Source organism: Gemelliphila asaccharolytica (assembly GCF_001553005.1).
GTDB classification, from domain to species: domain Bacteria; phylum Bacillota; class Bacilli; order Staphylococcales; family Gemellaceae; genus Gemelliphila; species Gemelliphila asaccharolytica.
The window spans coordinates 1-210 of sequence record NZ_KQ959910.1; positions in this window are offsets into that span (position 1 = coordinate 1).

Here is a 210-nt window from a genome sequence, read left to right on the forward strand (position 1 = left end):
AACTGATACATATGTAGATGGCTACTATGTAGACGAAAACGGTGCATGGGTTAAATAAAAATAAAATAGAAAAACTAGAAGCAATGAAAATTGCTTCTTTTTTATTTTTTTAACAGAGAAAAAAATTGCCACATATTATAAAGATGATTTAAGCTTATATTTAAAAAAAGTAATAAAGTTATATAAAATATTTCATAAAAAAAATAAATA